General features: G+C 40.3%; 18 protein-coding genes and 4 pseudogenes. 9 read left to right on the forward strand and 13 right to left on the reverse strand.

The features are described 5' to 3' along the window. The first annotated feature begins 169 nt into the window (after window positions 1–169). Window positions 170–1,465 carry a dicarboxylate/amino acid:cation symporter gene (locus tag AB4185_RS21535; protein ID WP_086714200.1) on the forward strand — a complete coding sequence of 432 codons (1,296 nt, stop codon included), beginning with the start codon at window positions 170–172 and terminating at the stop codon, window positions 1,463–1,465. 191 nt (window positions 1,466–1,656) lie between these two features. After that, window positions 1,657–3,543 (forward strand): penicillin-binding protein 2, encoded by a 1,887-nt coding sequence (mrdA, locus tag AB4185_RS21540; RefSeq protein WP_102333503.1) that lies wholly within the window; start codon window positions 1,657–1,659, stop codon window positions 3,541–3,543. Window positions 3,544–3,828: 285 nt separating this feature from the next. Here the strand turns inward: mrdA and AB4185_RS21545 are convergent, their stop codons facing one another. The 4 genes and pseudogenes from AB4185_RS21545 to rarD all read right to left on the reverse strand — a co-directional run bounded on the left by AB4185_RS21545 (window position 3,829) and on the right by rarD (window position 6,803). Further along, on the reverse strand, window positions 3,829–4,218 hold the full coding sequence (locus AB4185_RS21545) for an IS30 family transposase (protein WP_267868993.1): 390 nt from the start codon (window positions 4,216–4,218) through the stop codon (window positions 3,829–3,831). Between the two features lie 5 nt (window positions 4,219–4,223). Next, on the reverse strand, window positions 4,224–4,385 hold the full coding sequence (locus AB4185_RS21550; protein WP_102333505.1) for a diacylglycerol kinase: 162 nt from the start codon (window positions 4,383–4,385) through the stop codon (window positions 4,224–4,226). A 359-nt stretch (window positions 4,386–4,744) separates the two neighbouring features. Next, a pseudogene (locus tag AB4185_RS21555) lies at window positions 4,745–5,775 on the reverse strand (IS630 family transposase). Between the two features lie 98 nt (window positions 5,776–5,873). Further along, window positions 5,874–6,803: an EamA family transporter RarD gene (gene rarD, locus AB4185_RS21560; protein ID WP_086714197.1), complete on the reverse strand. Its 930-nt coding sequence runs from the start codon at window positions 6,801–6,803 to the stop codon at window positions 5,874–5,876. A gap of 1,114 nt (window positions 6,804–7,917) precedes the next feature. Here rarD and AB4185_RS21565 point away from each other — a divergent pair. Then, window positions 7,918–8,889: a LysR substrate-binding domain-containing protein gene (locus AB4185_RS21565; RefSeq protein ID WP_086714196.1), complete on the forward strand. Its 972-nt coding sequence runs from the start codon at window positions 7,918–7,920 to the stop codon at window positions 8,887–8,889. Between the two features lie 168 nt (window positions 8,890–9,057). After that, a complete protein-coding gene (locus tag AB4185_RS21570; protein WP_086714195.1) occupies window positions 9,058–9,765 on the forward strand; it encodes an SDR family oxidoreductase in 708 nt (235 codons plus the stop codon). Between the two features lie 607 nt (window positions 9,766–10,372). Here the strand turns inward: AB4185_RS21570 and AB4185_RS21575 are convergent. From AB4185_RS21575 to AB4185_RS21585, 3 genes are all read right to left on the reverse strand, one after another. Then, window positions 10,373–11,122 (reverse strand): 3-oxoacyl-ACP reductase family protein, encoded by a 750-nt coding sequence (locus tag AB4185_RS21575; RefSeq protein WP_086714194.1) that lies wholly within the window; start codon window positions 11,120–11,122, stop codon window positions 10,373–10,375. Between the two features lie 482 nt (window positions 11,123–11,604). Beyond that, complete coding sequence (locus tag AB4185_RS21580; protein ID WP_102333506.1) at window positions 11,605–13,452, reverse strand: hybrid-cluster NAD(P)-dependent oxidoreductase; 1,848 nt, start codon at window positions 13,450–13,452, stop codon at window positions 11,605–11,607. 108 nt (window positions 13,453–13,560) lie between these two features. Further along, window positions 13,561–14,328, reverse strand: coding sequence for a carbohydrate deacetylase (locus tag AB4185_RS21585; RefSeq protein WP_086714192.1), 768 nt, complete (start codon window positions 14,326–14,328; stop codon window positions 13,561–13,563). Window positions 14,329–14,538: 210 nt separating this feature from the next. Between AB4185_RS21585 and AB4185_RS21590 the strand changes: the two genes are divergently transcribed. Next, window positions 14,539–15,432: a LysR substrate-binding domain-containing protein gene (locus AB4185_RS21590; protein ID WP_086714191.1), complete on the forward strand. Its 894-nt coding sequence runs from the start codon at window positions 14,539–14,541 to the stop codon at window positions 15,430–15,432. A gap of 161 nt (window positions 15,433–15,593) precedes the next feature. On the opposite strand, the gene AB4185_RS21595 is transcribed toward AB4185_RS21590, so the two are convergent. Then, a complete protein-coding gene (locus AB4185_RS21595; protein WP_086714190.1) occupies window positions 15,594–16,568 on the reverse strand; it encodes an alpha/beta fold hydrolase in 975 nt (324 codons plus the stop codon). 396 nt (window positions 16,569–16,964) lie between these two features. Between AB4185_RS21595 and AB4185_RS21600 the strand changes: the two genes are divergently transcribed. The 4 genes and pseudogenes from AB4185_RS21600 (at window position 16,965) to AB4185_RS21615 (ending at window position 19,909) form a co-directional block, all read left to right on the forward strand. Beyond that, the gene (locus tag AB4185_RS21600) at window positions 16,965–17,387 is read left to right on the forward strand and encodes an IS1-like element transposase (protein WP_086714189.1); all 423 of its coding nucleotides are present in this window, start codon (window positions 16,965–16,967) and stop codon (window positions 17,385–17,387) included. Between the two features lie 31 nt (window positions 17,388–17,418). Further along, window positions 17,419–18,588, forward strand: a complete 1,170-nt coding sequence (locus AB4185_RS21605; protein WP_086714188.1) for an MFS transporter — start codon at window positions 17,419–17,421, stop codon at window positions 18,586–18,588. 284 nt (window positions 18,589–18,872) lie between these two features. After that, window positions 18,873–19,604: pseudogene (locus AB4185_RS21610) on the forward strand (AzlC family ABC transporter permease). Further along, window positions 19,601–19,909, forward strand: a complete 309-nt coding sequence (locus tag AB4185_RS21615; protein ID WP_086714187.1) for an AzlD family protein — start codon at window positions 19,601–19,603, stop codon at window positions 19,907–19,909. The pseudogene AB4185_RS21610 and the gene AB4185_RS21615 overlap by 4 nt, the downstream one beginning before the upstream one ends. Before the next feature lie 390 nt (window positions 19,910–20,299). Here AB4185_RS21615 and AB4185_RS21620 read toward each other — a convergent pair whose 3' ends face one another. The 5 genes and pseudogenes from AB4185_RS21620 to AB4185_RS21640 all read right to left on the reverse strand — a co-directional run. After that, entirely contained in the window at window positions 20,300–21,805 is a 1,506-nt protein-coding gene (locus AB4185_RS21620; RefSeq protein WP_102465043.1) for an AbgT family transporter, read from the reverse strand. Window positions 21,806–21,809: 4 nt separating this feature from the next. After that, a complete protein-coding gene (locus tag AB4185_RS21625; RefSeq protein WP_229647825.1) occupies window positions 21,810–23,726 on the reverse strand; it encodes a TonB-dependent siderophore receptor in 1,917 nt (638 codons plus the stop codon). Window positions 23,727–24,050: 324 nt separating this feature from the next. Next, window positions 24,051–24,236 (reverse strand): annotated as a pseudogene (locus AB4185_RS21630) (DUF2913 family protein); the annotation flags it as partial. Between the two features lie 152 nt (window positions 24,237–24,388). Beyond that, window positions 24,389–24,595 carry an AlpA family transcriptional regulator gene (locus AB4185_RS21635; protein ID WP_102304078.1) on the reverse strand — a complete coding sequence of 69 codons (207 nt, stop codon included), beginning with the start codon at window positions 24,593–24,595 and terminating at the stop codon, window positions 24,389–24,391. A gap of 118 nt (window positions 24,596–24,713) precedes the next feature. Continuing rightward, window positions 24,714–24,878: pseudogene (locus tag AB4185_RS21640) on the reverse strand (ribonuclease HI); the annotation flags it as partial.

Consider the following 24,878-nt stretch of genomic DNA (forward strand, 5'->3'; position numbering starts at 1 on the left):
TTTTATAAATTGATAATCTTAATATTAACTGAAAGTAAATACCTGATTTTATAGTTTATTTGTTAAAATTTTTAGTAGTGGTTCTCACCAAGTCCACAACTGAGCATGTATTTCCACCTACTGTATTCTCAACCATTTTTAAATGATTTCAACATAATGGAGTATCTTCATGAAAACTAACAAGCAGATGTCTTTAACCGGCCGTGTAATATCAGGGATGGTTATAGGCGTCTTGACAGGATTTATAATTCGCACATTTTTTTCCTATAACGAGTTTATTGATTCCTATATTGTAAATGGACTATTCGAAGTCGGGGGGCAAATCTTCGTTGCTAGTTTAAAAATGTTAGTTGTACCACTAGTATTTGTTTCACTCGTTTGTGGTACTAGTTCCTTAAAAGACATATCTACATTAGGAAGAATGGGAGGGAAAACCTTAGTTTTCTATGTAGCAACAACTGCTATCGCGATTACACTCGCACTTACAATGGGCGTATTGTTTGAACCGGGATCCGGTGCCGATCTCACAGCTGCTAGTTCATTTAAATCGGTAGAAGCGCCGTCTTTAGGCCAAGTGATCATCGACATGTTTCCAACTAACCCAATAAGCGCCATGGCTGAGGGTAATACACTGCAAGTTATCGTATTTGCAGTCCTGTTTGGCATAGCCATTAGCATTTCAGGCCAACCTGGCAAACAAATTGCTGAATTATTTTCCAACTTAAATGAAGTAATAATGAAGTTGGTTGCTTTACTGATGAATCTAGCGCCATATGGTGTATTTTTCTTGATGGCAAAACTGTTCAGTGGCTTGGGTATTGGCGCAATACTCAATCTTGCTGAATACTTTTTAGTTCTAGCCGGAACCTTAATTTTACATGGTCTTGTAACGTATGGCTTAATGTTAAAAGGCTTTACAGGTTTGAATCCTGTTTTGTTTCTGCGAAAAATGGAAGATGCGATCATGTTTGCTTTTTCGACAGCATCATCTAATGCCACTATTCCGGTAACAATGGAAACTGCAAAACACCGCATGGGCGTAGCAAACCGAGTATCTTCCTTTACAATACCTTTAGGTGCAACTGTAAATATGGACGGTACTGCAATAATGCAGGGCGTTGCTACTGCATTTATAGCTCAAGCGTTTAATATTGATTTAACAATGGGCGATTATCTAATGGTAATCATGACTGCTACACTAGCATCTATTGGTACAGCCGGCGTTCCTGGTGTTGGGTTGGTCATGTTAGCAATGGTATTAAATCAAGTAGGTTTACCTTTAGAAGGAATAGCGCTAATTATGGGCGTTGACCGCCTTCTGGATATGATTCGTACAGCGGTAAATATTACAGGCGACAGCGCAGTAACAATTATTGTCGCAAAATCTGAAGGAGCATTAGACGAAGCTCGTTTCAATGATCCAACGGCAGGTTTAACTGAACACCCAATACGAAATAACTCCTAAATCATTCCTCGTTCTATTTCCAAAAAAAAAGCCTGGTAATAATATCAGGCTTCTAAAAACTAAGTTTAAATTCAATCTATATAAACGAGTGCATCCTATAAAATAAAACATAACTTCAAACCAATGAAAAATTACATGTTTCATACATAATATAAAAGCCTCTAATATATAGAAGGTCGAGTTTGATATGAATAATAAAAAAAATAAAGCTTCGTGATCATAAAAGAGAAATTAGTATTTTCAGGACCAGAATAATTGTTGTATATTCTGGAATAATCTTTCTCACTTTAATCTTAATTGGGAATTTATACAGGCTCCAAGTGATAAATTTTGAACGTTATAAAGCATTAGCTGATGGTAACAGAATAAAATTACTTCCTATTGCTCCTACACGTGGATTAATATATGATCGAAACGGTTCTTTACTTGCCGAAAATAAGATCACATATACTTTGACATTGATTCCAGAGCAAACAGTTGATGTAGAATTGATGCTACAAAGGCTTAGCAAATTCATAGTCCTAGATACAAAAAAAATCAATAACTTCAAACACCGCTTAAACAACAAACGTTCCTTTGAATCGGTGACGCTCTTAGAAAACATGAATGAAACAGAGGTCGCGAAGTTTTCGGTTCGTAAATATCAATTTCCCGGTTTATCTATCGAAGCCAGAAAAAAACGCTTTTATCCTCATGGTGAAGTCCTTACTCATGTGTTAGGTTATGTGGGAAGGATTAACAATAACGAATTGATAAAACTGGATAAAAAAGGTGTAGTGGCTAACTATCAAGCAACTAAAGTGATTGGGAAACTTGGTGTCGAACTATATTATGAACATTTACTTCACGGTAAAAAAGGGTACAGAGAAGTAGAAGTCACGAGCCAAGGCCGCATCGTTAGAACAATTAAATACATACCGGCATTACCAGGTAAAGATATCGTTCTAAACATCGACTTGGAACTACAAAATTACTTATTTCATCAACTAGCTCCGCATACAGGTAGTGCCATCCTACTAGACTCAAAAGACAACAGCGTATTAGCGATGGCATCAGCTCCTAGCTATGACCCAAATCTTTTTGTCGATGGGATATCTAATAAAAACTACCAAAAATTATTAGATGACCCTGCCCGTCCATTGATTAACCGAGCTACATTAGGCGTTTACCCTCCAGCTTCAACAATAAAACCTTTTATGGCCATCGCTGGTTTGCAAGAACGTGTAATTTCTAACAACACGATTCGCGATAATCATGGTAAATGGAAAATCCCGGGATCTGCACCAAACTCGAAAGTGTGGCGAGACTGGAACAGGTGGGGGCACGGTCCAGTAAACGTTACCGAAGCTATAGAAGAATCAGTCAATTCATTCTTTTACCAAACAGCATTTGATTTAGGTATAGACCGAATATCTTCTTGGATGAAACGGTTTGGTTTTGGTGAACCGACAGGAATCGACCTTTATGAAGAAAGTACCGCTAACCTCCCGACTCGAGAATGGAAACTGGATCGTTATCGTATCCCATGGTATCAAGGAGACACTATTCCAGTAGGAATTGGTCAAGGTTACTGGACCTCCACTCCTCTTCAGCTTGCGAAAGCTACATCCATCTTGGTTAATCGTGGCCAGGTTACAGCTCCACATTTACTTAAAGCAACGTTAAACCATGGAGAAAGTTTTAGTACACAAAAGATAATTGTACAGGCACCGATAAGAGTCATGAAGGAAGTGTCAAATAAAGTTTGGGATATTCCACTTAACGCAATGCGTCTGGTAAACCATGGTAGCCGTGGTAGCGCTAGAAATGCTTTCAAGCATGTAGAATATATAAGTGGTGGTAAATCCGGAACTGCACAAGTCTTCAATCTTGCGAAAGGCCAGGTTTATAACTCTAAAAAACTTGCGAGGAGCTTACATGACCAAGCGCTATATACTGCATTTGCACCGTACGAGTACCCACAGTATATCGCAACGGTCGTAATTGAAAATGGTAATGGCGGCTCTAAAGTAGGTGCGCCTTACATAAGAAAGTTATTAGATTTCGCTTTCGACAATCAGAAGAATGACGTTCAATAGATAGTGATAGTGATAAGTTGTTAATCGTCTATAGCTGTAGAAATAACGAAAAGCTATTTACTATCTTTCAATATGTATCGATGTTACTTTCTCTTAGTACGAACGTTCCTCCACCGATAAGCAGGGTGGAACAACAAATATTTGAGCTTTTTGTACCGACAAGTGTAAATACCCCCTTAGCAGAAATCTGATTTTAGTAGTTAGGGGGCTACATGAATTAGGGCATTAGTTTTTATGACAAAAATAATAGCCCGTATTCAAGTCCTAAGTGCGACACTTCGCCATTTAAGCAGCCATGCAAATTTCTTTGAATATAACCGCAAGTTGCTTAAAACCCAAACACTTCTCCGGCCTATAGTTAATCCTCGCTATAGCAAACAAGATAACATCATCGCCAACTTCTCTTATGTTTTTCCCTTTCGGAACATACTGACAAAGGAGTCCATTTGTATTTTCATTGGATCCACGCTCCAATGAACCGCATAGATGAGCAAAGTTAAATTCAGCGTCTAATGCTGTTGCTATCTCTTTGTGGTTCGCAAACTCACTACCGTTATCGGCGGTCAGGCAAGAACCTATTCTTGTTATCATGCACATTATTATTCTTAAACACTCAACCGCGATAATGTAAATTCTGAAAATTAAAAATCTATCGAGTGAAACGTTATTGCCCATGTCAATCAAACAACTCTAGAAAAAACTCGACATACTTCGATTATTATAAACGATACAAATATACTTACACCTACTGCGGCAGAAGAAACATCTTTGATTCGACCTATTTTAATATTTTGATTTAATTCAACAAAGTCACATAGTGCTTCTATGGCGGTATTAAACATTTCTGATACTGGACTAATACGGTCGCAATGAATACCAAACTAAAATCTAACCATTGACTGAAATAGAAAAACCCTATCATCAATATGATAAAAAGTGCTAATTTGTAAGCGACGGAAAAATCCATAAGGACAGCAAGACACCTCTAAGTTCTCTCCTAATTTTTCGAATCGGTTTAAACCTAGAGCCCCCTTATCTAATCTCATATATTCCCTTAAATAAGTTAAATAGATAATAAACCAGCCACTAATTCAAATATTATTGTTTGATATCAATTAGTTCACCTATTTCGAATTTTTATTATGAAACCAATCATCAAACAGCTTCGGTTAGTCGTTGAGTAACCAGGTACTATACCCAATCAACTTGAAGATGCTGGCTTGAACACCTGAAAATTATCATTTATTCGAGACGTCAAAGAGCTTGCGATCTCTGGAAGAGTCACGGTGCAAAATTCTCGATTGCTTCTCTGAATTCCCGTTTAGTTTTTAAATAAACGTTGTTCCTTGAATATTCGTTCATCACCTTCCAAAGCCGCTCGATTGGATTTAGATTTGGACTATAAGGTGGAAGGTAGTGAAGCTTAATATTCAAGACAAAAGCAGCATTTCTGACTAAATCACTACGATGGTACCCCGCACCATCTAAGATAATGTGGAGCTTGTGTTCCAATGGATAACGTTCTCTAATTTGGCAGAAAAATCGAACGATGCTTTCACTGTTTATGGTCTCGTAATCATTAATAATAGTGCCGCCAATGTCGTTAAGATTCAAAGCACCAATGAGGTTGAGACGACTTCGACTTCCCGTTGTTTCAACGGCTTTATCATGCCCTGTTCGTATCCAACCATGTGATATTTTGGTTGCTTGAGTAGGATGGACGGCATCAATGAATAAAATCGATTCATCTTTACTACAGCTTGCTTTGAGCGCTTCATAAGCCTCAATAAAAGCTTTCTGTTTGGTTTCATCGAATTTATGAGGTACGCCTTTGGGCATCTTGTAGCTGAAACCATTTTGGTGAAGCCACTTGTTCATCCCTGCAACACTATATTGCACTCGATAAACTGTGAAAACATGAGCAACAATCTCACGCGTATGATGATAGATGTGCACGGTTAGGTGTGTGATTAAACTTTGGGTTTGCTGCTGAGATAGGTAGTTTTTTGAGCCACCGTTTTCAGGCTTGAGCTTGTTCGATAGCGAGTAATCTTTGAGATGCTGTCTAACCGTTGTTTCATGGATAAGTAGTGCATCGGCAATTTCTTCAGGACTCCACCCGTTACTGGCATGAATAACAGCTTTGATACGGTCGCGAACTCGATCATCACGAGTTGTATCATGTTGGTTAATCAGCGTAAGCTTTTGTTCATTGGATAGAGTTATTTTCATGTCACCTAGCATGATCCTCATTTTGGCTAAAATCAAGCATCTTCAATGATCACGGGTATAGATCTTATTAACTCGTACCCAAATTTTACTAATCTAGTTTACCTAAACCTTTTAATCCCATCTAATACGAGTGCGAACAGTGATAACGTAATCAACAAATAAGTTGGTATTTCTTGTACTGTAATAGCGTCACCAATCAATAACCCAACAACAAAAATAAAAGCAGGCTCAACGTAACCAAGCAACCCAAAGACAGAAACTGACAATTTAGAGTAAGCGTACAGATAGCAAAGCATAGGTATTACAGATACGATACCTAAGCCAGCATAATATGCATAATTACCGACAGAAAGAGATAAAGAAAAGTCTAATGGATAGAGCAAGAAAAAACCGAACAAAGCCAATGGCATAAGGAATAGGTGATCTACAGCCAATCCAATATCGGTAGCTAATGGTATTGTTTTTCGGTGCATAAAATAAGCTGGGTAACCCAAAGCTATCACTAGTACCACCCAAGAGATTCCGTCGGATAAAGCATACGTATAAAGCGTACCCGACAGTGCGAGATAACACGCTAGCTTTTGATAAAAAGACAACGTTTCTCGATATACCAATCGACCAATTAAAACCATTACGATTGGCATCGTAAAATAGCCTAATGCAAGAGACAAAGTCTCTCCATTCACAGGCGCCCAAACAAACAACCAGTATTGCGGTGCAACCAAAAGTGCTGAAACACAGTATTTGGGCCACATTTTCCACACCTTTAAAGCTTGCAGTAGTAGGTGAGTTCTTTTGGAGATAAATAATAATAAGCAGAGTAACATTGTACTCCACAGTATACGCTGCACTGCTAACCAATGGCTTTCCCCCCCTGTAATCTCACTTGGGGGCAGTGGTGGTTGAAACTGGACATATACAGGTATGAATGCAAACAAAAATGAACAAAGAATAGATGCTATAATACCTTTGGTTTCTGCTGGCAAGGTTTTAATGTGGCACTTTAATGAAAAATAGAAACACGTCATGATTAATATGGCCTTTTTTACGGCGCTGCGTTCAAGAAAATACTAGTTTTTTAATTTATTGTTTTATTGGATCGTTATCAATCGAACGAACTAAAACATTAAAAATAAGTGCCACTTAGAAAATCTAAATAGTCCACGCATGCCAATTCATCTTAATTAAATTAATAAATGAGTGACTGACTGATTCTCACCCATTAAATCTATAGGTATATAAACCATTCACGCAATGCATTGCAAATAAAAAACCAACCTGGCTTATATTTTTTAATACCTTATTTAAATTAGCAATTTTTATTAAAACCAGTTTAAAATATCAACACAGAGTTATAAGAAAAATTTTCATTACAAATTTGTCTAGATATTTTTTCGGTTACCACTTTCATTCTCACTCCCATAAAATCATTACTAGTACCCTTACTACCATTTATCTTTTATTTCAAAGAATTGTTTAAAGAGCAGGCATCATAGTTCAAATCTAACCGTCAATTAAGACCACATAGAAATAAACACACAGTCCCCGCAGGACTTAATCATTAATAACAAAGTCAGACAAGTACACCCAACCTAAGCACCTGTTTTATATTGATTTGTTATATTTTAAACTGAAGTACCCTGGTAGAGAAGTGGTACAAAAAAATTAGATAGTATTTTAATTTTACATAAAAACCGCCTTGCCAAATGGGAGGAAATATGACACATTCCTCAAAGAAAACGGTATATACCATTACAATTCAGCTCCCAATTTTATTACGTAGCGAGATGACTTAACATCATGAAAAATGTTTAAAAAATATCAAACAATAGAAATATCTTTTACATTATACAAAGTAATCAGAGCTCACAATAGATTATCTAGAACAGAAGTTACACTTCCAACTAACAAGAAAAAATGATTAATGATGACTGAAAAAGGTGACGCCTTAAAGTTGAATATTTTTCCTGGTTTTAACTTTAAATTAAGTGAATGATTTATAAAAAGACACTTTTATTTTTTAACTTAATTTTACTTTTAAAAAAACTTACAGTGGCGTTGCGCCTAATACCTATTTTTTAATTAATACACCCCTTCAGCTAGAGTTCACGCTATAAAACCATATATAACAAGGAGCAGAAAATGAAACTACAGCAACTTCGTTACATTAATGAAATAAAAAAAAATGGGTATAACATATCTCTTACATCACATCAGCTATATACGTCTCAGCCCGGTATCAGTAAACAAGTTTCACTTTTAGAGGATGAACTGGGCGTGAAAATTTTTGATCGACAAGGTAAACACTTATCTGGTCCTACAAATGTCGGTAAGGAAATCCTAAACGAAGCCATTAAAATCTTAGAGATTGAGGATAGAATCAAGGCTATTTCATCCGAAGTTACATCCCCAAAAAAAGGGAAACTCAATATCTTTACAACTAACGCCATTGCAAATTTCATACTACCTAAAAGCGTCCGTTACTTACTGACAAGCTACCCAAATGTGTCTCTGCACATGTCGACAATCGAACCAAGTCATCTTAATAATTCCTTGCCGGCTGGACCCGGTGATATTGCGATTGTGGCTCAGGATATTGAAGAGATGACAGGCCTAACGGTACTCCCAGTTTACAAGTGGTCATTGAGCTTAATTATCCCTTCTGAACATCCACTATCAAAGACACACACATTAACCCTTGAACAAATAGCAAAAGAAAAACTCATTAGCTATGAATTAAAATCAACAGGGCGAATCGCTATAGACAATACGTTTTCTCAACTAGGCCTAACCCCAGATTATATTGTCACAGCAATGGATGTAGAGGTAATAAAAGAATATGTCAGTAAAGGGGTCGGTATTGGTATCATAGCGTCAGTTGCTGCCCACTCAATAGATGATTCTTTTACCGTACGCTCATTAGAAGGATTTTTTCCCGATTGTTACGCATGGCTTTGTTTTGGTAAAAACGTGTATTTGCAGACATACATGTATGATTTTATCGAAAAGCTTGCACCACACCTCACAAAAGTAGTGATTGAACAAACCAAGCATATGACTAAGTCGGAAATAATAGATTGGTTTAAGACTGTCCCTCTACATACTTATAAGTAACAACCATTACCCTCTCAAGTCATTAAGAATGTGACACATAACCTCCAACTGTTTATTATATGCAAAAATTTGCACTACTATCTATTTTTTATGAGATATGTTCGTATTCAAGAAAATCTTAGATACGTTACTTCAACAACGTCTCATACGTTAAATTAGGAGCTCACCATGACTAAAGTTGCCATAATTACAGGATCTAGCCGCGGTATCGGGAAAAAAATTTCTCACTATTTCGCTCAGGAAGGATACTCTTTAATTTTAATGTCCTTGAATAAGCTGAATCTTGAACAGGCAAAAGTAGAAATAAACACACTCTTTCCATCGTGCAACGTAGAAGTAGTGCCTATCGATTTCAACGTCCCGTCCGAGGTAGAAGCAACAATCACATCAATCATCAAAAAAAATAAAAACATTGAGGTCATGGTCAATAGCGCTGGTATTTTGGCAGCAGGCAACACTAAACTACCTTTAGTCAAACTTTCTGAATTAATGAATGTAAACCTACTGTCTACCATCACTGCTTGTAATATCGTTGCAGAACAAATGAAAAAACAAAGGTTTGGAGAAATATATAACATCGGTTCCACTGCAGGTTTGACGCCAGTCCCCAAAATAGCCGCTTATGCAGCTTCAAAAGCGGCCATTGTCAGTTATAGCGAGTCGCTCTATCATGAGCTTCTCCCATTTGGTGTAAAAGTTTGTTGTTTATGCCCAAGTGTCGTAAACACAGACATGACTAACGATGGTCGAATTGATAATAAATTAAAAATTGAAACTCAAGATTTAACAAAAGCACTCGATTTTATTCGAAGCTTATCTTCTGCGGCAGCCGTAAGCACACTCTCCATACGCTGTCGTATCATAGACTTAGAGTAATAAAGAACGTTCAGAGAAACTCTAACACCTTTAATACCATACTTAACATCACTGTAGTGGTCTATAACGGCCATCGTTCGACTATAAAAAGTTAGAGTAACCTGGGAGGTCTACACCAATATTCCTAGACACTGAATTAAGTGATCACTAACGACTTAAACAACGACGTCTAAGGAAACTAGAATCCTTAAATTAAAAGGAGATGCAACAAAACTAGCAGAGAAAGTGAGAAGGGCTGTGGCAACAAGACAGCTTTATTTACATGAATATCAAATCGACGCTTGGTGAAAGAATTCGAAGGAAGACTCTAAACTAATCAGCAAGAGCGAGGAGCTAGCAGCAGATGCTGCCAAGCTCAAACGGCAGCTAATCGAATGGGCAGAAGAACTAGAAACTGGACAAAGAGCCACCACCATCCTCGAAAAACTCTAAAGTAAGGTATCGGTTAATGCGGGGGTCTCTCCTACTGGAGCAGATTAAAACCAATAGCTTCTAAATGACTGACCTATGAAATAGGCCAATCATCATACTTATATTTACTCATCACGTATTGATGATTACATGAAGTTAGACTGATAGTAACGAGTTACTCGACCACATATTTTTATTAAGCGGAAAAGCCACCGTCGATCATCAAATCAGCACCAGTGATGTAACCCGCTTCTGAGCTAGCGACGAATGCTACTAAGCTAGCAATCTCCTCCACTTGACCATAACGACCAAGTGCACCGATAGCTTTTACAGGCTCTGAAGTATCGCCATTGTCTGGGTTTAAGTCAGTATCGACCGGACCAGGTAAAATGTTGTTGACCGTAATACCTCTAGGGCCGAGATCGCGAGAGAGACCTTTGGCCAATCCGGTTAGTGCAGACTTGCTCATTCCATATATAGAACCGCCAGCAAAAGGAATACGCTGAGCATTAGTACTACTGATATTAATTATTCTGCCATGATTATTCATATGCTTCGAGGCTTCATGAATAGCTACAAATACACTTCGTACGTTAGTATTGATGGTCTTGTCCCAATCATCCATCGTCAAATTTTCTATATTATCCCAGATAAGCGTACCTGAATTGTTTACGACAACATCAATCTTACCAAGTTGCTTGATGGTTTCACTGATTGCATTTCTGATATCTTCCGGCTTCGTGCTATCCGCTTTTATCGCGATAACTTTACCACCTTTTGAAATTAAGCTATCAGCAAGGTCTTTTGCTTTACCCTGGGATGACACAAACGTAAAAGCAACAGACGCGCCCTCTAAAGCCAATCTCTCAACAATCGCAGCACCAATACCGCGACTGCCGCCTTGGATAAATGCAACCTTACCTTTAAATCTATTTAAGTTGTTCATTATGTTTGCCTTAATTAAAAGTAGTCAATGTGAATCATCTTTTTAATGTCTGCATCATAACCGATTAAATCTCAATTATTAAGTCCTTAAAGTTAAAATCAAAAAGTCCCTATAGGAACTAATTGTAAATACAAAGTCAGCTTATAGAAGTTTGTCACTTGGTTATCGTAGCGAAGTTAAGCAATTTTGCCCAAGTTACTAGAATTAACATCCAAGTTCGAGTCATTCGATTTATCGCTCACCTTTAATCGTCGCCCTACTGATTTTATCAGTAACGGGGTGCTCCTGTGACTCGAGCTAGCTACTTAGATAAGAGCATTAGGAAAGGAGCGATCATTTTTATCTAGATAAAAACGCCTTACATTCTACCTAAAATAAGAGTAAATCAGATATTTTAGGTGTCATTGTTTTTAGTTAGATCAACGATATTGAGGCCACTATCAAAGTTTGATAGTGGCCTCAATCATCATAAAACCTACATACTAGCTAACAATATTTACATTTGTCTTAGGTATCGCGCAGCAAGCTAGGGCCATTCCTTTCGCCTTATCACTGTCTTCAATTCCTGGGGCATCGGGCTGGTAAACCTCTCCTGATTTCACAGTGACTTTGCAGGCGCCGCAGAAACCAGCTCTGCAGTTATTCGAAATAGAAAGCCCTGCTGCTTCAGCTTGCTCCAGAACGGTGCGCTGGTTGCTTCCTTCAAACACGACACCATCAAGGTTGATTTGAACCCTTTTCTCGCTCCCGTCCGCCACTCTTGCAACGCCAAATGTCTCTTGATGGTACTGTTCTTCGGGCAGCCCACTCTCTATCATCAAGCGCTTTACACTCTCCATGAAACCACTAGGACCACATACAAAAACTTGACGTTTGTGAAACTCTGAAATTTGATTTAAATGAGTACGACTAAAATGCCCCTTTTCGCCTAGCCAATCAGTTGATGGCTCGCTAAGGGCTAGAGTCACAGTGACATTGGCGTGTTGTTTTTCTAGCATAAGGAGCTCTTCCATGAATGGAATATCCGCTTTCGTCAAACATTGATGATAAAACGCAATATCACGCGTGTCTCGTTGGTCTGTCAAATACCGAAGCATAGCGATCATGGGCGTCACACCGCTACCGGCAGAAAGCAGCAACAGCGGCTCATTCGATTCTTTAGTAATATGAAAAGTGCCTTTGGGTTGATCCGCAATAATGGTATGGCCAACTTGTAAGTGGTTGAACAACCAGTTGGAAACTTCACCACCATGGACTCGTTTCACTGAAATCGACAAACGTTCTGGCCGAGAGGGGCTAGATGACAGCGTATACATTCGTTTGGTCAGTTTGCCATTAATCATGAGCTCAATAGGAAGATGTTGCCCCGCTTTATACTCAGGCACCATGCCGCTTTTGGGCTCAAACCAAAATGTCTCGAAACTTCTTGCCACTGATTCTCTTTCAACGCAAATCAACTCTTGTTTTTTGGCATCGAGATCTTCATAAAACTCCTTGGATTTATACTCAAGTACTTCGATAGCATCATTGATGGAGACAACACCTTCGTTTTTCGCTACAAGGTTTTGCCCGAAAAATATTTTGCCTTGCTCGTTGGCTCTAAAGCGCGAAAAGGTCGTCAATGGCTCTTTACTGTTCCTAAACTCTCCATTTTCCAGATCAAGTGTCGTTAAAATGCACCGCTCACACGGCTCTACAATTTCAAATTCGACATCACCTATTTTGATACGCTTCCATGAGTCTTCGATAAAAGGTTCGTCTGATTGCACCACCAGGTTGGTACGAAACTGTTCCATGGTGTGAACTTCGCTGCTGCGTCTATTTAGCTCCGCTAATGAGCCAGAGCTAATAAGCAAAACAGGAAATCCGTCGGCAAAGCTCACATTATGACCAAGATTTTCTTTCACACGCTTAGATTGCTCGCCAGTAAACAGTAACTCAACTCGCTTCCCAATTACTTGGCTAAACCAGTCATTCGCTTCATCGGTTGTTGTGTAGGCTGAAAAGCTGTCCCTCCAAACACTGGCATCTGTCGCCTGCATTTTGAAGGTAGAGTAGTGTAATTTTAGTGCCGCCAGCCCAGGGTAAGAAAAAATGACACCGGTTGGCATTAGACTAGAACTCACCTTCACCATATTTGGATACTGGCGCGCCGTCACCATGGTTGGGTATTTAGCCGAGGCGGAGACATCATCACCAGTTAACGCCAACATAAAGCGACGATCAAAAACAAGGCCTTGCTTTTCGACCCATGAAGAAGAGAGAGAAAGCCCGCCAATGGATTTGACTGGATAGATATTAACTTGGGAAAGTACGGTAGGATTTACCACAATGTCACCCTTTATTATTGTGTTGACTTATTGAACCGAAAGGAACTGTTTTAACGACCTAACAAGGCAGATGGTTTATCTTGTCGCTACGAAGATTACCTCGCGGACTTAAGCATGAAGCGCATCGAAACCAACGCATTCAATACCATTTTTTCTTAGCCAGAGAGAAAACTCATCGCTGGTTAAAATCTTCCACTCTTCAACACGAGCATGAGCATAGCTAGAGATTTCCTCTAGCTCTTCAGTTAGCGTCCTTGCTGGGTGGCACATTAATTCAATCGTACTGTTAGGCATGCTGTCTTGATAAGCCAGCAATACTGCTTTGAGGTATTCAATATTGACACCTTCAGCATGAAAGCCCATATCAAACGCATCTGGGGTAGGAACCGACAGTAAACTTTGACCCTGTATAAAGCTATCAATACGCCTAACTGGAAGACCTATTTCATTCGCTGCCTGCGTGAAACCTATCTTAAGAGGACGGTAGGCACCAGCAAAATGGTGGCTATCGATATGATTAATATTAAATCCCGCGTCTAAAGCCGCTTGATATTGCGCCATACACTCTCTAAAGACTTCATCAGAAGACACATCAGATTTATTAAACAGGGCCTTTCTATCAAAAAAATGACCATTCTCGTCAACCAGTGTTGGAATTAATTTAGGGGACGATATTGATTTACCTGATGTCACTGTAAAATGCAGTCCAACTTCATGAATAAGACCACGCTGATAGAGTTGTGACGCGTGAGATACACCAGGTTGGTTCATCATTATGGTGGTCGATTTTACGGTCCCGGCGCGAAAACAATCAGCGATACCCAAGTTTACAGATTCCGTCAGACCGAAATCATCAGCGTTTAATATAAGTTTCATCGTATCTTGTCCAATTTATAAATAATCAATTCTTGTAACGTATCTATAAGACCCGACGTCTATTTTAAACATCTCACACAACAACTTTGCGTTTGTTGATTGAGTAAAATTTAACACTTCGCCCATGACCCATTACAAAAATTACTCTATAATAGCTAAAAGCTTCTGACAAACGAACAAAACTTCAATATAAATTAACTAGAGTAATGCATGAACTTAGTGACCAATCAACAACAACAGCTTTCTCTTCTTCATACTTTTAGCGTTGCAGCGCGCCACTTGAGTTTTACCCAAGCAGCAGAGGAGCTCTTTATTACTCAAAGCGGAGTCAGTCAGAGAATAAAAAAACTGGAAATACAGCTTCAATTCAATCTGTTTATTCGAAAGACCCGAAAGCTAGAGCTCACCCCAGAGGGGCAAAGAGTTCTGAGTGTTTTAAACTCATCATTTGAGTCCATATTTTCCACCCTCTCTGACATTCAAACCGGAGAGCTGACTGGTAGCTTACATATAGCCACATCACCTTATTTCGCCTCTGCTTGGCTGATCCCGAGACTCCCCTCACTTCGTCAGCAATACCCACACTTAAGCATCAAGCTGCAAACCAAACAAAACCAATCTGATTTTGAATTTGAGCCATACGATGTAGCTATTTTTTATAGTAAAGGAGAATACCCAAATCACTACAGTGAGCGTTTATTTTCTGGAAAGAGAACACCTGTGTGCAGTGCTGACTACGCCGAGGAGCATTGTCTTAACAATGGAATCAATACTCTATCAGACGTTAATTTTATCCATAGAGGGGATACAAGTGCGTGGCAGTATTGGTTAGATGAGATAAGTGTAGGCATCGACTGCGAAAAGCGATGTGATTTCTATAGTGATAACAGACTGGCGATGGAAGCAGCGGAATTATCACTCGGTGTGTTTCTTGCTCGATTAGAATTTGCGCTGCCTTTAATTCAAGCGGGTAAGTTAGTCGCGCCATTTCCACATATTGAATCAGGAAAAGGCTACGATTTGGTTTGCCCTAAAGGAATGGAAACCAGAGCGAAGTTCCAAGCGTTTTCTCGCTGGGTACATTCTGAGATAGACAACGGATAAAGAGTTCTCGTTATATTGCTACATAACCGAGTACAAATTATAAGCAGTTCAAATATAAAAATACCCTAGAGTGGCTCTAGGGTACGAATTAACAATGATAGGCAATCTACGACAGTAATCAAGACTGCATTGTCAACAAAACTTAGCTCTCGTTTTGTAAGTTATTTTTTGTTAAAAAAATCAATAACTAGATCTTCAACCTGGACTGGACACTCCTCCATCAACCAGTGACCACATGACTCCAACACATGACCTTGAACATCATTAGCATATTCTTTCATTTGATTAAATTGAGTCGCTCCTAAACTGCCTTGACCATTACCTGATATCGTCAGAATCGGCATTTTCAACAAGTTATTCTCTGATAGATTGTCATTTTGAATCACAGATTCAGGAAGTGCTCTGTAATACTCAAAAGCAGCGTTTAGAGTTTGAGGTTTTTTATAAGATTCCGCATACATACCGAACAGTTCATCTGAAAATGCATTCTTATTCTCTGCATGCTCAAGAATGAAGTGCTTAAAAAACTTATCTTCATTGCCTGATATAAGTGATTCAGCCAATTCGTTTTTCGCAGAGAAAAAGCTAAAGTGCCACGCGGTCGACTCTCCCTGAGGAGTATAAGCTGGGAACGTGTATATTAAGTCGCTTGGTACGATGGTCTCCAGTAGAGCGACCTTATCAATATCATTCTGATGTTGAGCTAGCATAGGATATGTGACCCAGCCACCAATATCATGAGCTATGACATTGAATTTATCATCCGGGCTAAAGGTCTTAGCTAAAGAATGGATATAAGGTGATACGTCCTGCCCTGTATAAGTGGAGTCTAGCGGCTCAGATAAACCAAGACCTGGAAGATCCATAGCAATAACTTGGTAATCTTCTGCTAATTTAGGCATTAACTGGTGCCATTCGTACCATGACTGAGCAAAGCCATGGACCATTACCAATAAAGGCCCTTCCCCTCCAATTACATAATGAAGCTTCACTCCGTTAACTTCTTTAAAGCTGCTTTCAAAACCAGAAGGAATTGGAAACTCACTGTCCGCTTGACTCTGCTCATTACCCGCAAAAGCCATTGAGGAAAGTAAAATGCCCGATGCGACTAAAAGTGTTTTCTTCCATTTTTTCATAAAGTTAAATCATCTCATAACGTGTTAAGTCGATATGCACTTAAAGTTAATGGCATACCGAAGCAGGGCGCAAAATGTGTCATGATGTTTCAGAGCAGTCAACAGGACATTTCTTAACAAATTAGAGTAACGCCTTCATTTCGCGCACTAATCCTCCCAACAGCCACCAAAGAAAAATTGAATATAAAAAACATTAAAAACAATAACTTAACTAGTTTCATTCTATTTCTGATTTGGCGACCGATACCTCTAAATAACACATTAAGTCCCAATTGGAATATCTATTAATAAACATTAAGACTTAATTGAATTCATTTTATCCGTTATTATGCTGTCCAAGTTGATAATTAAATTTAAACGACTACAGATATCTTTTGGTGAGATTTAAGGTTCCATGTGACAACGAATAAACCCAACTGCCGCTTCTGTCATAAGAGTGACAGTGTCATAAAGCATGGTTATGGCCCCAATGGCCATCAACGATTTCGCTGTCTTGCTTGCCGCCGTACCTTTCAAGTGAATTATTGTTACGAGGCCTGCAAACCAGGAATTCGAAATAGGATTATTGAAATGACCGCACAAAACCATGGAAAGCGAGAAACCAGTCGTCATTTACACGTTGCCTACAACACAGTTCTAAGCACATGTCATCGGGTAAGAAAAAAGTCTCCACCCTTTGATAATACGAATTCTGATACGTTGCCGAATTCAATCACATTGAAAACGGCATTTTTATTGGATAAAAAACAACATTTTTGTGCCACTTTTCCAACACTTGGACTTAGGGCTCTAACAACAACCAATATCGACGGTACGTAATTACCGCATATTAATAATTTGAGTTGAAACAATGAAAAAACAAAGCTTGTTTATCTTTGCTCTATCTTTAGCCGTTTTTGGCGTTATCACGACAGAGCTTGGTATTATTGGTCTCCTTCCACAAGTCATGAAAGACTTCAATATTGATGTACAAGAAGCTGGTCTATTAGTCAGTGTCTACGCTATTGTCGTCGCGGTGAGTGGCCCCTTTATTACGTTAATGATGTCTGGATGGAATAGAAAGCATGTTCTAGTCGGCATTTTGTCTCTATTCGTTGTCTCTAACCTTGTGTACGCTATGACGCAAGATTACACAACCATGATGATATTTCGCGTTCTACCGGCGTTAGTACATGCTGTATTCTTTTCTGTCGCTTTAGTGGTTGTCACATCAATGGTTCCAGTTGAAGAACAAAGCAACGCCGCTGCTAAAGTTTTTGGTGGAGTAGCCGTAGGATTAGTCTTTGGTATTCCGATTAGTGCTTTTCTTGCTGAAGAATATTCTCTCGCTTATGCCTTTTACTTTGGTTTAGCCGCTTGCGCCATTGCGTTAGTGAGTGTGATGTTCTTGATGGAAAGTGCTCCCGTTAAGGAAAAAATGTCATTCGGCTCTCAAGTAACTATCTTACGCAGCAAATCAATGTGGTTGTCATTATTCACCGTTATATTCATCTTTGCAGCGATGTTTTCTTCGTACAGTTTTATTACTCAATACTTAAGTACTGTAACGAATATGAACGGTACGTGGATTAGTGCAATGCTGATGGTGTTTGGTATCTTTGGTATCTTTGGAAACTTCATTTTTGGTAAGCTACTCAGTAAAAATATTCTTAAAACAGTGATGCTGTACCCTATAATATTCGGTCTTACCTTCATAATTGTTTACTTCATGGGGTTCTCATTCTACTTTATGATCGGCATGGTCGCGTTTTGGGGTGCAGTGCATTCTGCAGGATTGATCGTGAGCCAGACATGGATAATGGAAAATGCAGGTGATTCAAAAGTATTTGCAAATAGCCTCTTTGTGTCTTTTTCTAACTTAGGAATTACTCTTGGCTCAGTTATCGCGGGATGGTTTATCTCTCAATTCGGCGTAGAAAATCTATTTTTATCAAGCTTAGTCTTTACGATGTTAGCATTAGTTAGCATCTTACTTAACCAGAAGAAAAGTTCAGATCTCAAACTTTCAAAAGTGAATTAGTCTATGAAAATGCGGCTTTCGTGACTAGAGCCTTAATCACGAAAGCCTGCATTATTTTTGAGTTTCCATCCCCCAAACAGCTGTTCAGATCGTAGGGGCTTGTTTATTTCTCCTGAATTACGTACAAAGCCCTTTCAAGATCCTATCTTCACCACCGTTTATGTTTTTTCATCTGTGACATAACGTTTGAAAGCCTAACTAATTGATGTTAAACATGCGGCTTAAAAAATAACAACAAAGATCCTTCAATGGATCTGCTCTTTTGCCTACTGGCTAGGACCTCTATGACAGAAAACACTCAACACCTTCAACGCTCCTCGATTGAGTTACACGAGTTTACACGTACCGACATCTGGAGCGGCTTCACCCAACTTTTGCCTCTCTCTATGTTTGTGATCGTATTTGGTTTCGCATTCGGTGTCGCTGCAGTACAAACTGGACTGAATTCTTTTCCAACTATGTTAATGAGCACACTTGTTTTTGCAGGTGCTTCACAGTTTGCTACGTTGGATATGTGGGGAGCAGAAGTCCCCCTTATTCCAGTTCTTATTACCGTATTTGCGATCAATGCTCGCCACCTTTTGATGGGGGCCACGCTATATCCTTAGTTACGTCAACTCCCCCCGACAAAACGATATGGTGTGATGTTGATAGCTTCGGACGCAAACTGGGCAATGGCACTCCATGCCTTTGGAAGGAAGGAACCCGGTTTTGGATTGCTCGTTGGCGGTGGTTTAGCACTTTGGTTATTTTGGATCATCGGCACTTGGGTTGGCATTTACTTTGGCAGCGTAATCCAAGATCCAGTGGGGCTTGGGCTCGATATGGTTATGGGCTGCTTTTTACTTTCCATGGTCGTCGTTGGGCCTAAAAACTCAAGAATCTTTATTATTTGGGCCACAGCAGCGGCATCTTCAATATTGGCATATTGGTATTTACCTGAAAACAGCCATGTTGTTGTTGGTGCTATTTCTGGTGGGGTGTTGGGTGCTTGTTGGAAGGAGAAGAAATCATGAGTATTGAAACAAATGTTGGTGGTACTTTATTGATAATCATTGCAATGGCATTGGTCACATTAGCTACACGCTGGGGTGGTGTATATGTCATGTCATTTGTTCCAATTAGCGAGCGTGTTCAACGTTTTATTACAGCGATGTCAGGTTCTGTATTAGTCGCCCTTCTCACACCTCTTGCCGTAGAAGGTGACAACGGAGCTAGAGCTGCACTCTTTTCTACAGCTGTCGTCATGTTCGTCATCAAAAAACCTCTACCAGCAATCGCAGCAGGAATCATTGCCGCGGCGGCAGTACGATCTTTGTAGCCATTACCACTACTACGAAACTCCCCAAATAGCTAAACCACATCTGCGCCTTGGTCACATCTTTCGATGCTATCAAGGCTTACCCAATACCTGAAAGTGACGGATATAAACCAAGTGATCTGCACCAGTCTGACTGGTGCAGATCAGTATGACGGTTGTTCATTATTGTTACAACCCAATAGAGATAGAGTGGTCAAAGAAATAAAAATAATTTTGTTAAAAAAGCTCATAATCTAATCGCCTATACATAACAATTCCATTACAGTAGCGACATGATACTTGTCTGAAACTTCTCGAGCAAGTGAGTCTACCCCTGCTTTTCCAGTTGGTTATTACAATCCACATCACCCACATCAATATAACAATGGATTTACACAGAATTAGTCAAGTCTATAACCCCATCGGCCACTGCAATACGTATACCCAAACTAGTAGTAAGGTCGTCCACACCAACAAAAACGCCAAGCTAAAAGGCAACATTAATGACATCAGGGTACCTAATTTAGCCTCCTTATCGTAATCTTGTGCGGCCGCTAAAATTAACCCGAGATAGCCAAACAGTGGGCTAATAATGTTGGTGACTGAGTCTCCAATCCGAAACGCCGCCTGTGTCACTTCTAGTGGAATGCCGACATAGAACAATGAAGGGATCAATACGGGCGCTATCATGCTCCATTGAACAATCGGAGATCCCATAAAGATATTCAGAAAGGCACACAAAATAACGACCAATAAGAGAATTATTGCTGGATGTAGTTGTACCTCTGTCACTAAGCTACTCATCGACATGGCTAATACACCCGACAACTGGCTGAGCTTGAAGAGGTAGATCATCTGCGACGCAACAAAGATGATCAGTAAAAACACTCCAAGTTGGCTCATGCTTTTTTGACAAGCATTCAGCAGATCGCGCTCGCACTTGAAGCTTCCAGAGAGGTAGCCATAGGCTAATCCACTTAAACCAAATGTAACGGCAATAATAATAGGTAGTCCACGCATCACTTCGCTGCGTCCTAAAGGTTGGCCTTCGTATGGGGCTAGCCAGCCGTTGGGTAGGACGGTTGAAAGTACAACAAACACGGCAACCATGACGAATACAACGGCTGCGGCCCACATGGCTTTGTCATTATTGGCAGCTTTGTTGTTATCGAAATCATAGCTGTCAGTGAACCTTTGTTCAGGCGTAGCATAATGGCATGCGAATCGACTTTGACGCTTTTCAACGATATTAATCGAAACAAACGAGCCTACTAAAACGAGAGCGAATACGCTGGCACTCATAAAAAAATAGTTAGCCAGAGGGCTGACGATAATAGTCGGATCAATCAGTTGAGCAGCAGAGGTCGTGATGCCTGCAATCACAACGTCATAAGTGGTTAAGAATACGGTGGCGTGAGTTCCCCCTGCTACCCCCGCAAATGCGGTGGCAAGCCCAGCAAGCGGCGGGCGATTGGCGGCTTGGTATGCTCGACAAGCCAAGGGGATGAGTACAATATAGCCTACAGAACCGACGACATTCGATAAAATGCCCAAGATCATGATGCTTACTGTCAGCTGCCACTTGCCGGTTTTACTGACTAACCGCTGAACGGAGTAACTGATGAGGCCAGAAGAGTCCGCCAAGCCAATTCCAATGGTGGCAATAATGACGACGCCTAATGGTGGGAAGCTGATGAACTCTTTGACGCTGCCACCGAGCCAAGTTCTTACCGCCTCTAAAGACAACAGGTTGTTGACGTGTTCAATGTTTCCACCGGGCAGTGTGTAAGAGACTTGGGCGTTGGACGTGAAGAATGAGGTTACTATGATTATCAACGACAACCATAGAAACAAGAAGACAGGATGGGGAAGTTTATTTCCCCATCGCTCTAACTTATCAAAAAATGTATTTGGCATCAGGTTAGAAAGCGTAATTCAAGCCAGCGTAATACGTTCGGCCTTGAATGACTTCGGTATAAGTCTCAGGGCTTGATACATCTTCATCCATCACGTTGTTGACACCGAGTTTCAGTTCCAGTTCCTCCATTAGGGTATGACGCATGCCAATATCAAAGGTTGTGTATGGGTCAGAGACATCATTGTTACCGAGCTCACCACGTACTTCACTGCGGTAATGGGCTCTTGCAAACAGATCGGTATCGTAAGTGACATACCAATTGGCTTTTACTGAAGCTTCATGTTCAGAGGTGCCGACAAGGCGTTCGCCGCTTGTGTCGTCTGTCGCATCAAGGTAAGTATATGAAGCGTCAAATCCAACGTGCTTGAACTGGTGTTCGGCATACAACTCTAAGCCTTTGAGCGTCGCTTTATCCACATTGATAAACGTATAGTAGCCGTCGCTCCCATTGGAGCTTTCAACTTGCTGAATAATGTCGTCAACGCGGTTATAGAATACGGTGGCGTTAGCAGAGGTGGCTTCGTTGGCATAGTAGGCGCCAATTTCACTGAAGGTGCCGGTTTCTGCTTTGAGATCTTGGTTGCCATAGACGTTACAAGCCGCGGGTCTATCAGGGCAAGCTGGGCCGCTGGCTGGCGCGGTATAAGACGGTGAGATCTGTGCCATGGTCGGTGCTTTGAATGCGGTTCCAGCGCCGGCTTTTAAGCTCCAGTTGTCGGTTAAACCTTGTGTGATGTATCCACGATAAGTAAATTCACTGTCAAACAGGGAGTCATGATCAAAACGTCCACCGAGTGTCAGTATGGTCGAATCGGCAACGGCTAAGTTGGTTTCAAGATAAACAGCAGTACTGGTTCTATCGGTAGAGCCTCCTGTAATGCCGACGTTTTCGATTTCGGCATTGCGAGCCTCGGCTCCCACTGTCATTGTATGATCATCGACAAAGAAAACGGCTTGTACATCACCGCCATAGTTTTGTTCGGTGATGTCTGAACTTGGGGTGTCGTATTTAACATCAAAGTCACTGTAGTAGAGGTGGGCATCGACACTCACAAGATACGATTGGTAATCATACCCTAACGTGTAACTTTGGAGTTGACGCTCTTGTTCATACGAGCGGCCACGATACATTGCCGTCCCCGATTGATCCTCATTCGACAGTTGGACTTCCAAGTCAATCGTGTGTTGGTCGTTCAGCGCATAATCAAAAGAGTTCACTAAATTGTAATTTTCTTGCGCACGACGTTTAGTGAAGCTCGACTGTTCGGAATAAAAAGATTCGTCGGTGTCTAAATAGTTACCATATACGGTATAACCCAAAGCATCGGTAATAGGGGTTGAAAAATACAGACCATAAATTTGTCCACTACCACCCTTGTCACCTTGGTTGTATTGCCCTTCAACGCTTATCGCACCCTCTGCGGTACCACTGTGCTGACGAGTGATGACATTGACCACACCGCCCATGGTATCGGCACCATATAGAGTGGACATTGGGCCACGAATCACTTCGATATTATCGATAGCAATACTTGGCGTTAGGCTCAATGCATTGTCGCTACCACGCCATAATGCTTCTCGGGTATAAGATCGACGGCTGTTCAATAACACTTGCGTGTAGTCACTATTTAAACCACGAATTCGCACACCACGAGAGCCATTTGCTTGGGTCGACACGCTAACGCCTGGTGCGTCAATAAGCAGATCGCCTACGTCCCCTGTCATCTGATATTTACTCTGCTCTTGAACGTCTATCACGGTCAAGGTTGCAGGGGCTTCTAGTAGACTTGTGTTTTGGCCAGCGTTTGCGGTGACAACCACGGTTTCATCAATTGCCGATTCCGCCATAACAAAAGAAACGGGTATAAAGGTCAGGCTAAACAGACACGGTACAGCATGACTTGATTTGAGTTTTAACATGTAATGACTTCATGGTTTTTAAATGAGGACTGGCCTAGAATATAATGAAAATAAATCTCATTGACAATACCACTCACCATAAAGTTCTTTTGATTATATTCTATTGAAATTTAATATATTTGTGGATAATAATTCAGACTTATTGATAGTTTAAAATGATGTTGAATTGTTTTTTGATTGATAAGTGTGTGATGCCGTATTGCCATACTTTGAATGTATGGCTTAAAGGGTTGTTCCGCAAACAAATGTACTGGTTTTCAGATGCAATTAGGTTGCTAGTGCGTAAAATTGCTCCCAAGCAGATAAGCCTTCAGGATTATCGAGCTTCAATCTCTTTTTAATCGCACTATACCTAGCTTGTTTAACCTTTGACTTTAAGAAGTTAATGATGATCTTATTTCGTTGCTCTTCTTTGACAAAACCACGAGAAGCCTCCACTTTAAAGTAAAGGTGGAGAAGGGTATTTTCGAAAGTAACTTTCAGTAGTTGATGATATGAACATTCAGGCATTGGTAAGGCGATTCACGTCAAGTTCAAGGGCTGATGGGACACTTGTTCAGTTACTGGTTTGCCTTGATTATCATAGACTTTAGGGACTGGCTGAAAAATGACAAAAGACTGATAGAGTGTGACGGCTACCTTAAAAACAAAGCGGCATTGAATTACCTTAAAGCTAGACACTCCTCCATCCACGCATCAACTTCACTTTCAACCCAAGCTACTGCCCTACCCCCCAGACTGATAGACTGAGGAAATTGATCTTCATTCATTTTTCGGTAAATCGCTGAACGGCTAAGGGCGGTCTTTTGCATTACTTCTTTTAGCTTTAGAAATCTCATGGGACGTCCTCCTATGTTATTGGTTCCCATGTGATTACCTGGCACGTAGAAAAATACCGTTTTGTACCTTGTGGTGTTCAATGCCAACTTCAAACCCAGTAACAACAAAAAACACCTGCTGGCTATGCCAGCAAGTGATTCCTTATCATTACAATTGACGATTCGCAGCTGCAAGAGCGTATCTATAAGCGGCATCTTTTCCTGCGGAGCAAGCAGCGACTTTTCTTACCTCAACTTGCTTATCTGTACTTCGTTTATCCACTAGCTCCCAAAGGTCTTGATGAGCTATCGGCTTTTTATTTGCTTTACGCCA

It is taken from the genome of Vibrio sp. 10N.286.48.F5, assembly GCF_041469785.1.
Lineage (GTDB): Bacteria > Pseudomonadota > Gammaproteobacteria > Enterobacterales > Vibrionaceae > Vibrio > Vibrio crassostreae_C.